The sequence below is a fragment of the Bradyrhizobium sp. UFLA01-814 genome, from assembly GCF_046718885.1.
GTDB lineage: Bacteria > Pseudomonadota > Alphaproteobacteria > Rhizobiales > Xanthobacteraceae > Bradyrhizobium > Bradyrhizobium elkanii.
In genome coordinates, this window is sequence record NZ_JAQOSR010000092.1 from 25,707 (window position 1) to 35,428 (window position 9,722).

Annotated in this window: 10 protein-coding genes; 4 read left to right on the plus strand and 6 right to left on the minus strand. The window is 66.3% G+C overall.

Annotated features, from left to right (window positions below; genetic code table 11):
* Nucleotides 1-18 precede the first annotated feature (18 nt).
* The 3 genes from PMN64_RS25590 to PMN64_RS25600 form a co-directional block, all read right to left on the minus strand.
* Nucleotides 19-681, minus strand: coding sequence for a class I SAM-dependent methyltransferase (locus PMN64_RS25590; protein ID WP_411782623.1), 663 nt, complete (start codon nt 679-681; stop codon nt 19-21).
* Between the two features lie 215 nt (nt 682-896).
* A complete protein-coding gene (locus PMN64_RS25595; RefSeq protein WP_411782624.1) occupies nt 897-2,276 on the minus strand; it encodes a sensor histidine kinase in 1,380 nt (459 codons plus the stop codon).
* Complete coding sequence (locus PMN64_RS25600; RefSeq protein WP_411782625.1) at nt 2,273-2,947, minus strand: response regulator; 675 nt, start codon at nt 2,945-2,947, stop codon at nt 2,273-2,275. The genes PMN64_RS25595 and PMN64_RS25600 overlap by 4 nt, the downstream gene beginning before the upstream one ends.
* A 169-nt stretch (nt 2,948-3,116) precedes the next feature.
* On the opposite strand from PMN64_RS25600, the gene PMN64_RS25605 reads away from it, so the two are divergent.
* Nucleotides 3,117-3,443: an NIPSNAP family protein gene (locus PMN64_RS25605; protein ID WP_076825453.1), complete on the plus strand. Its 327-nt coding sequence runs from the start codon at nt 3,117-3,119 to the stop codon at nt 3,441-3,443.
* Between the two features lie 58 nt (nt 3,444-3,501).
* Here the strand turns inward: PMN64_RS25605 and PMN64_RS25610 are convergent, their stop codons facing one another.
* Nucleotides 3,502-3,837, minus strand: a complete 336-nt coding sequence (locus PMN64_RS25610; protein WP_411782626.1) for a PAAR domain-containing protein — start codon at nt 3,835-3,837, stop codon at nt 3,502-3,504.
* Between the two features lie 165 nt (nt 3,838-4,002).
* Here PMN64_RS25610 and kdsA point away from each other — a divergent pair, with 165 nt between their 5' ends.
* From kdsA to glsA, 3 genes are all read left to right on the plus strand, one after another.
* The gene (gene kdsA / locus PMN64_RS25615; protein ID WP_411782627.1) at nt 4,003-4,857 is read left to right on the plus strand and encodes a 3-deoxy-8-phosphooctulonate synthase; all 855 of its coding nucleotides are present in this window, start codon (nt 4,003-4,005) and stop codon (nt 4,855-4,857) included.
* 15 nt (nt 4,858-4,872) lie between these two features.
* On the plus strand, nt 4,873-6,066 hold the full coding sequence (locus PMN64_RS25620) for an MFS transporter (protein WP_028339703.1): 1,194 nt from the start codon (nt 4,873-4,875) through the stop codon (nt 6,064-6,066).
* Nucleotides 6,067-6,230: 164 nt separating this feature from the next.
* Nucleotides 6,231-8,081 carry a glutaminase A gene (gene glsA / locus PMN64_RS25625; protein ID WP_304500314.1) on the plus strand — a complete coding sequence of 617 codons (1,851 nt, stop codon included), beginning with the start codon at nt 6,231-6,233 and terminating at the stop codon, nt 8,079-8,081.
* A 9-nt stretch (nt 8,082-8,090) separates the two neighbouring features.
* Here glsA and queF read toward each other — a convergent pair whose 3' ends face one another.
* Both queF and PMN64_RS25635 read right to left on the minus strand, forming a co-directional pair.
* Complete coding sequence (gene queF / locus PMN64_RS25630) at nt 8,091-8,552, minus strand: preQ(1) synthase (RefSeq protein ID WP_155258392.1); 462 nt, start codon at nt 8,550-8,552, stop codon at nt 8,091-8,093.
* 69 nt (nt 8,553-8,621) lie between these two features.
* On the minus strand, nt 8,622-9,605 hold the full coding sequence (locus PMN64_RS25635) for a lyase (protein ID WP_411782628.1): 984 nt from the start codon (nt 9,603-9,605) through the stop codon (nt 8,622-8,624).
* Between the last annotated feature and the right edge of the window lie 117 nt (nt 9,606-9,722).

The following is a 9,722-nucleotide window of genomic DNA, read 5'->3' on the forward strand; positions in this document are numbered from 1 at the left end:
CGGCCGTCAGCTGCGCCGTTACACGGCGCAGTCCTCACTGGCCCGGCGTTCTTTCTTGATCGGTGAAACGTTTGCACCAGCCGCCGGCGTGCCGTCGCGCGTCATCAGCTTGTATTGCGGACGGCGCGTCAGCCGGTAGACCGCGGCCGGCGGCACGTTGAGGATGGCGCGATCGACCAGCGTGGCGCGCAGGCCGAGCCGGTCGAGGATCGGCCGCGGCACCGGGCAGCGCATGCCGTAGGTGAATTGATAGAACGCGCCGCCGGGACGCAGATAGCTGAACGCGCCGCCGACGATCGAGATGACCTTGCGCGGCGACATGTTGAGCAGCGGCAGTCCGCTGACGACGGCGCCGACCGGCGCGCCATCGTAGAGCCGCTCCGAGGCCAGGCGCGCCGCGTCCATCCACAGCACCCGCGCGCCGGGAAAACGGATCTGCAACAGCCGCATGAAATCCGAACCGTACTCGATCAGCGTGAGATCCTGCTGGCGCACGCCGCGCTTCAACAGCTGATAGGTAAACGCGCCGGTGCCCGGACCGAGCTCGAGCACCGGGCCGGTGTCGGCGGTGATGTCGCGCGTGATGAGTTCGGCGAGCGCGGCGCCCGACGGCGCGATGGCGCCGACGCGGCCGGGGGCCGCCATCCACGCCGTGAAGAAAGAAAGCAGATCATGTGACATTGGGATTCCCAGCAAGTGTCGCGGCGCTTCGACTCAAGATGCGAAGCGTGACGCCTTGTTTGCGGGAGCTGCATTGCGACAACATTGCGCGAGAGCCCCGTTCCGGTTGAATCGGAACGGGGCTCTCGATTCTAGTTTTGACGCGTTTTCTTCACGCGAACCGGTGCCCATCCCGCATCGAGTGCGGGACAGGCTTCGCTCGAAAACGCTTGGCATCACGATGCGAACGGCGCCGGCGGTAATGTGAGGCGGAAGCACGCGCCGCCCTTCGGACCGTCGAGCACGGAGACGTGACCGCCGTGCAGCCTTGCGATCTCGCGCACCATGTTCAGCCCGAGGCCGGCGCCGCGATCGAGCGGCGCGAGCCGGTAGAACGGGTCGAAGATCCGCGTGCGCTGGTCCTGGGGAATGCCGTCGCCTTCATCCGATACGTCGATCGTCGCGGCGCTGCCGACATGGATGGTGATGGTGCCGCGGCGGCCGCCATGCTGGATGGCGTTCTGCACCAGATTGGTGAGCGCGCGCTCCAGCGCGGCGCGATCGCCGGATGTTTCCACGCGATCGACCGCAGTATCGAGCGACAGCTCGTAGCCGGCCGCGATCGCGAGCGGCGCAAGGTCGGCGGCGACATTGCGTGCGACCGCGACGAGATCGACGCGGACGAACGGATTGCGGCACTGGTCGAAGCGCTGGATGTCGAGCAGTTGCTCGGCCAATGTCGCAAGCCGCGCCGAGTCTTCGAGCAGGCGGGTTTTCTCCGGGCCCGGCGGCAGCGACTCCAGCCGCGTGTTGAGGATCGCAATCGGCGTGCGCAATTCATGTGCCGCGTCGGCGACGAAGCGCTGGTGCCGGGAATAGCCGTCGTCGAGCCGCTTCAGCGCATCGTTGATGGCGGTCACCAGCGGCGCCACCTCGAGCGGCAGATGGTCCGCCGACAGCCGGCTGCCGCGCTGGCGGAAATCGATCCGGCGCGCTTCGTCGGCGGTGGTATCGAGACCGGCGAAGGCGCGCTTCACCACCATCGGCGTCGCGATGAAGGTGGCGCATGCCATCAGGAAGAGGCCGGGCAGGGCAATGGCGAGGAATGCCAGCGTCGTGGCGAGCGCGGTCTTGACGCTCGACATCGGCCCTTGCGTCGCGGTGAGCACCTGCACGGGGCCGGCGTCGGAATTGACGCGCTTCAGCCGCGCCGGCGGCTTGCGCGGATCATCCTCGAACATCTGCCAGCCGAGCCGCGCCTGGCTGATCTGGTCGAGCGCGCCACCGATCCTGGCGAATTCCGGCGGCACCGCGCCTTCCGTCAGCGAACGGCCTTGCCGGTCGCGCACCAGGAACCAGAGGTCGGGCGTGTCGTCACGGAGCTTTTGCAGTTCGGCGGTCGGGCGCAGGATCAGCTCGCCCTTGCCGTCGCGTGCGACCGCGCCCTGCACGATCGAAATCACATGATCCTCATCGCGCGGAACGATCAGGAAGCCGGTGGCGCACAATGCGCTGATCAGGCAAACGATCAGCATGGCAAGCAGCAGTGCCTGCAGCGTCACCAGCCGCCAGCTCAGTTGCGAGCGCAGGCAATAGTGCTCGGCTTGTTCGCTCATGACGTTTGCTTCAAGAGATAGCCGACGCCGCGGATGCTGTGGATCTCGACGCCGGCGTTGGCGTCCGCGAGTTTGCGGCGCAGCCGCGAGACGTGGGCGTCGAGCGCGTTGGACTGGATCTCGTCCTCGAAATTATAGACGGCTTCCTCCAGCGTCGCGCGCAGCACGGTGCGGCCCACGCGGCGCAGCAGCGTCTCCAGCACCAGCAGCTCGCGCCGCGGCAGCTCGAGCGGATGGCCGTCGACGCTGGCCTCGCGATGGCTGCAATCGAACGCCACGCGACCGGCCCTGATGATCTCGAGCTGCAGTCCGGCGGGGCGGCGCAGCACGGCGCGCAGCCGCGCCAGCAGCTCCTCGACGGCGAACGGCTTGGCCAGATAGTCGTCGGCGCCACTGTCGAGGCCGGTGATGCGGTCGGTGAGATCGCCGCGCGCGGTCAGCACGATGATCGGAACGCCGTCGGCCTTGGCGCGCAGCTTCGGGATCAGGGTGAGGCCGTCGCCGTCCGGAAGCTGGCGGTCGAGCAGGACCGCGCCATGCACGTCGGCACAGATCGCTTCCTCGGCCTCGGCAAGGTTCGGCACGTGGTCGACCACCATGTCATAGCCCTTCAGCGCCTGCGACAGCGCCGCCGCCATTTCGGCCTCGTCCTCAACCAGCAGTATCCGCATGTCCTTGTGGGTCCAGCTCCTGAAGGCAGGTTTTAAGGCAAGTAACATTGCAACAACATTGCGGAAATGGCCGCCTGTCGTGAGCAGGGGTGCCATGTTGTCACCCCCTCAAGACAGTCCGGAAGGCGCTGGCTATAACCGCCCGCACACAAATCTGGGAGGACCGCCAATGATCTACGAGACCCGCGTCTATCGCTGCCTGCCGGGACGGCTGCCGGCGCTGCTCAAGCGCTTCGAGACCATCACGCTGAAGCTCTGGGACAAGCACGGCATCAGGCAGGCCGGCTTCTTCACGACGCTGGTCGGGGAATCCAACCAGGACCTGACCTATCTGCTGGCCTGGGAATCGCTCGCCGAGCGCGAGAAGAAGTGGACCGCGTTCCAGACCGATCCGGAGTGGATCACCGCGCGCGCCAAGACCGAGGAGGACGGCCAGATCGTTCTCAACATCGTCAACCAGCTGCTGGTGCCGACGGCGTTTTCGTCGGTCAAGTGACGCGGTGGCCGCAGGGGGCGCGATGACGAAACTTCGTCGCGCCCAGTGACCGGCACGGCTATTGCGGGCAGCCGGACGTCTGATCGCCCGCGCGGACCATCGGCTTGCCGTTGATGAAGACGCCGTGGCTGCCGGAGGTCGTCTTGCCGCCGCAATGCGTGCGATCGCCCATGACCACCGCCGGCTTGCCGTTGATCAGGACATTGGGCACGCCCTCGACGAGCGGGCCGCCATTGCTGGTGGTATCGCCGCTGCGCGCTGCCGGCTTGCCATTGACGGTCACGCCGGTGGCGCCGCTGGTGACGACCCCGGGCTGGCTGCTGGTCTGGCCGTAGGCGAGGCCCGACATCGCCGACAGGGCGGCGACGGCTCCGATCATCAGCGGGATGCGCATGTCTTCCTCATGGGAATCTGTTCCGCACCAGTTTATAGGCGCTGTTTGGGCGGGATTGTGTTAGCACGGCGCACCCACGGCGTCAGCGCAACCCCCTCATCGTGCGGGATGGCTTGATCCGTCCCGCGCGGGACTGCATGGTCGCCGGCAAAAGGATGCAGCATTTTGACCAATCAGGTTTCCGCGCCAGCCGCCGCGCCGATCGTTGCCGTCGGATCGGCTAAATTCGGCAATGCCTTGCCGATTTCGATCATCGCCGGTCCCTGCCAGCTCGAGAGCCGCGCGCATGCGCTTGAAGTGGCGTCCGCGCTGAAGGAGATCGCGGCGCGGCTGAAGATCGGTCTGGTGTACAAGACCTCGTTCGACAAGGCGAACCGCACCAGCGCGACGGCGGCGCGCGGCATCGGATTGGCGCAGGCGCTGCCGATCTTCGCCGAGATTCGGTCTTCGCTCGGGCTGCCGGTGCTGACCGACGTGCATGAGGCGACCCAGTGCGCCGACGTGGCGCAGGCGGTCGACGTGCTGCAGATCCCGGCCTTCCTGTGCCGGCAGACCGATCTCTTGCTGGCCGCGGCTGCAACCGGCAAGGTCGTCAATGTCAAGAAGGGCCAGTTCCTGGCACCGTGGGACATGGCCAATGTGGTCAGCAAGATCACCGGCGCCGGCAGCGCCAATGTGCTGGTCACCGAGCGCGGCGCGTCGTTCGGCTACAACACGCTGGTCTCGGACATGCGTGCGCTGCCGATCTTGTCGCGCACCACCGGCGCGCCTGTCATCTTCGACGCCACCCATTCGGTGCAGCAGCCGGGCGGCAAGGGTACCTCGTCGGGCGGCGAGCGTGAATTCGTGCCGGTGCTGGCGCGGGCCGCGGTCGCGGTCGGCGTCGCCGGCGTGTTCATCGAGACCCATCCCGATCCGGATCATGCGCCGTCCGACGGCCCCAACATGGTGCCGCTCCGTGACTTCGAGTCCCTCGTCAAGCGGCTGATGCAGTTCGACGCGCTCGCCAAGAACGCCTGACCGGCGGACAACGACATGACCGCAACCAGCGGCATGCCGCCGGCCCTCAACGTGATCACGCTGGCGACCTTCGCGGCGAGCCTGTCGGTGCGTGCGCTCGATCCGGTGCTGCCGCATGTCGCCGAGGATTTCGGCGTCAGCATCGCGACCGCGGCGAGCTTTGCCGCGGTGTTCGCCTTCACCTTTGCCGCGGTGCAGCCGGCGATCGGCGCCGCTGCCGACCTGTTCGGCAAGGCGCGGCTGATGACGATCTGCCTTGGACTGCTCGGCGTCGCCAACATCCTCGGCGCGCTCTCGACCTCATTTCCGATGCTGTTCGTGACCCGCATCCTTGCCGGCATCGGCTCGGGCGGCGTGTTTCCAGTGGCGCTGTCGCTGACCAGCGATTTGGTCGGTCCGGACAAGCGGCAGCTCGCGATCGGGCGAACCCTCGCGGGGTCGATGACCGGCAACCTGCTCGGCGCGACGGCATCCGGACTGATCGGCGATTTCCTCGGCTGGCGCGGCGTGCTCGCGGTGCTCGGCGGCCTCGTGATCATCGTTGCGCTGGCGGTTGCGGCCGGCTTCCGCGGCGCCGCGCTGAACCGTCCGCCGCGCACCAGCCTGAAGGCGCTTCGCCACGGCTATCGCACCATCTTCACCAATCCGAATGCGCGCATCTGCTACTCGGCGGTCTTCGTCGAAGGCTGCTGCGTGCTCGGGCTGTTTCCCTTCATCGCCTCGTTCCTGTTCGAGCTCGGCGAGACCTCGCTGTCGATTGCCGGCATCGTGATCGCGGGCTTTGCGATCGGCGGATTGCTCTACACGCTGACGGTGTCGCGCCTGCTGCCGTGGATCGGGGTGAGGGGCATGATGGTCGTCGGCGCGACGCTGGTTGCGATTCAATTGGTCGGCGTCGCCTTCGGGCCGCACTGGAAGCTGCAGATGGCGGGCTTGCTGGTGATGGGCCTCGGCTTCTACATGATCCACGGCTGCCTGCAGGTGTTCGCCAGCGAGCTGTCGGTCGAGGCGCGCGCCACCGCGCTGTCGCTGCACTCGTTCTTCTTTTTCATGGGCCAGACCGTCGGCCCGATCGCTTACGGCTTCGGCCTGCAACACGTCGGCAAGACTGCGACGCTGGTCTCGGCCGCCGCCGTGATGGTGGTGCTCGGCTTCATTTGCGCGCGGTTTCTGCGGCAGACCAGGCCCGCCGATGCGCAGACAACCTAGGCGTCCACGGGCCCACCGGCCGTGAGACTCAACATGCAGGGAAGCGGGGTGCAGCGTCAGGATGACGCATGTCGCAGCAGCGTTCGGACGACCGCGCATGGCATGAGGATTGCTTATTTCTCGCCATTTGAGGTGAGAGCGTGGACGTCCAGACTGGCTGGCCTATTCGAGGGAATGCGGACGTCAGGACAACGGGATATGGCACCGAGCCTCCACTTCAACGTTTTCTGGCCTCCTGCCACCAAGAATTCAAATCGGACAATTCCGGCGCGCTCGCCGACTACATTCCGGAGCTGAAACGGGCCAACCCGGCGCATTTCGGCATCAGCCTCGTCACCATTGATGGCCATGTCTACGAAGTCGGCGACAGCGCCGCTCCTTTCACCATCCAGTCCGTTTCGAAGGCGTTCGTGTTTGCGCTGGCCCTCGATCTCGTCGGCGAAGCGCGCGTCGCGTCGGCGATCGGCGTCGAGCCGAGCGGTGAGGCATTCAACTCGATCCGGCTGACCAACGACAACAAGCCGTTCAATCCGATGGTCAACGCCGGCGCGATTGCCTGCTCCGGGCTGATCCACGAGGTCGATGGCCGCGCCGCATTCGAGCGCATCCGGGACAAGCTCGGCCAGTTTGCCGGCCGCGAACTCGACGTCGACGACGCGGTCCATGCGTCGGAGACGGCGACCGGCAACCGCAATCGCGCGATCGCCTGGCTGCTGCGCAACTACCTCGTGCTGCAGGACGACGTCGATGCCGTGCTCGACATCTATTTCCGGCAATGCGCCATTCTCGTCACCGCGCGCGACCTCGCGGTGATGGCCGCAACGCTCGCCAATCGCGGCGTCAATCCGGTCACCGGCGTCCAGGTGGTGACGCCGCATGTCGTCGCGCGCACGCTGTCGGTGATGACGAGCTCAGGCATGTACGACTATGCCGGCGAGTGGATCTATCGCGTCGGAATGCCCGCCAAGAGTGGGGTCGGCGGCGGCATCGTCGCAGCGCTCCCGTCGCAATTGGGGCTCGGCACCTTTTCGCCGCTGCTCGATGGGCACTTCAACAGCGTGCGAGGCCTGAAGGTTTGCGAGGCGCTGTCGGCGCGATTTGATCTGCATATGCTCAACCGCAGCGGCGACGTCCGCACCTGCATCATCGCCGACTACGACATCTTCGGCATCACCTCCCGCCGCAGCCGCCAGCCGCACGAACAGCAGATCCTCGATGACCGCCACAGCGACACCCGTGTCATCGAGCTGGTGGGGGCGCTCAACTTCGCGTCGATCGACTACGTCACTCGCCGGCTGTCCAGCGAGCCGCCCGGCGCGCCGCTGCTGATCCTTGATTTCCACCGCGTGCCCGACATCACGGCAGCCGGCGCCCGGCTGCTGGCTGAGAAAATCGCCACGCTCGGAAATTCCGGTGTCACCACGATCATCTCCGGTGTCGAGACGACGTCGCCGGTCTGGGCCACGATCCGCGCGCAGATCGAAGAGCCGAAGCGGTTGCGGCATTTTCCGCTGCTCGACGACGCCGTTGAATGGGCCGAGGATCAACTAATCTACCGCTATGGCGGCTTCACCGAGACCAAGGAGACCGCCCATCTCGGCGAGCAGGCGCTGTTGGCCGATCTCGCGCCCGAGGAGATCGCCGCGCTCGCCGAACTCTCGACGCCGCGCCGCTACGACGCCGGCCAGCGCATCGTCGTGGCCGGCGAGCCGGCCAATTCGTTGTTCTTCCTGCAAAGCGGGATGGTGAGCGTGAAGCTGCCGAGCGGCGTGCGGCTTGCCTCGCTCGGGCCGGGGATGGAGTTCGGCGAGATGGCGATCATCGAGGGCCACCGCAGCGCCGACGTCTGGGCGGACACGCCGGTCAAATGCCTCGAGCTGCCGATCGACAGCTTTGCCGACTATCGTCAGCTCCACCCGCAGATTTCGATGAAGATCATGCGCAATCTTTCCGCACTGCTGGCGCGCCGCCTGATCCTCGCCAATGCCAAGGTCGATCTGCTCAGCGCCTATTGAGACGCCGGATCAGCCCCGGCCTCGATAGGGCGCGACGCCCTGATCGGGAACCCAGACGCCCTTCGGCAGCCGGCCGGTCTGGAAGAACACGTCGATCGGGATGCCGCCGCGCGGATACCAGTAACCGCCGATCCGCAGCCATTTCGGTTTGATTTCCCCGACGATGCGCTTCCCGATCATGACGGTGCAATCCTCGTGGAAGGCGCCGTGATTGCGGAAGCTCGCCGCATAGAGTTTCAGCGACTTAGATTCCAGGAGCCACCGGCCCGGCACATAGTCGAGCACCAGATGGGCGAAGTCCGGCTGGCCGGTGATCGGGCAGACCGAGGTGAATTCCGGGATAGCGAAGCGCACCAGATAATCCGTGCCGGCCTGCGGATTGGGGACGCGGTCGAGCACCGCCTTGTCCGGGCTATCCGGCCACGCGACGGCACGGCCGAGTTGCAGGGTTTTCTTCGCCATGGGCCTCATCCTTTTGGGAGCGGCCGAAATGAACGGAAGCGGGCGGTTCGTCAACCGTCCGCGTGCGGGGGCAGGGTGCTACGCGGGCGCGGCAGTCTGGATCAGGACCAAGCGGTCTTGGCCGGATTCACAGCCCCAGACCTCGCCGGGCCGGCCATCGAGTTGCCGGACATTCGCGCCGGCGCGGTCGCTCGGAAAGGCGTTGAAGGTCGCGCCCACCGGATCGAAGCGCATGATCGCGTTGGCCGAGAAATCGGTGAGCCAGACCTTGTCCTTGTCGTCGACATAGACGGCATAGGTCCGTGGATTGCTGCCGGGCAGCTTCCAGGCCCTCCACGTCCCGTCGGCGGGATCGTGCACTGACACGTTGCCGCTGTTCCACTCGCTGACCCAGATCCGCCCCCGCGAATCCGACCACACCCGTCGCGCGCCCTGTTTCGGCGTCGGCGGCTGGACCACGCTGGCATTGCCGGTCGCAAGGTCAATCCGTGCGATATAGCTGCCGGCAAGCGAGGCGTACCAGATGTCGCCGTTTGGGGTCACGGTGATGCCGTAGGGGCCGACGCCGCGCGGTGCCTCGAACACCTTCATCTCACCGGATTTCGGATCGAGCCGGCCGTAGAAACCGGACTGGCCGGTGAACCAGTAGACGCCGCGCTTGTCGAACACGCCGGTATTGAGATTGGCGTCAGCGGCTTTCTCAGGCAGGCGGAACAGCGTCACCTTGTGGTCGCCGGGGTCGACGCGGGCGATCGCATTCTGCCCGCCCTCGGTTACCCACGGCGCGCCGTCGGGGCCGATCGTGACGCCGTGCGGGGCCGCACCCTTGCCGAGGCTGACCAGCTTGAACGCACTGTCGCGCGGATTGAGCCGGCCCAGCGCACCGCTGCGCTGGCCCGTGAACCAGACGGTGCCATCGGGCGCCGGAGTGACATCGTGCGGGCCGGTCCCGGCGTCGACGTTGAAATATTTCACCCGGAACGGCGTCTGGGCATCCTGCGCCTGCGCTCTCGTGGTCAAAATCGCGGCAGTGGTGGAGGCGAGAAACTGGCGACGGTTCATTGCGTTATCCCGGCTTCGTGAAACAATGGGCCAGCACGCGAAGGTAATCCCTGACAGCATAAACCCACCACATTGCACCTGTCTCTTATACACATCTGACGCTGCCGACGACCATGG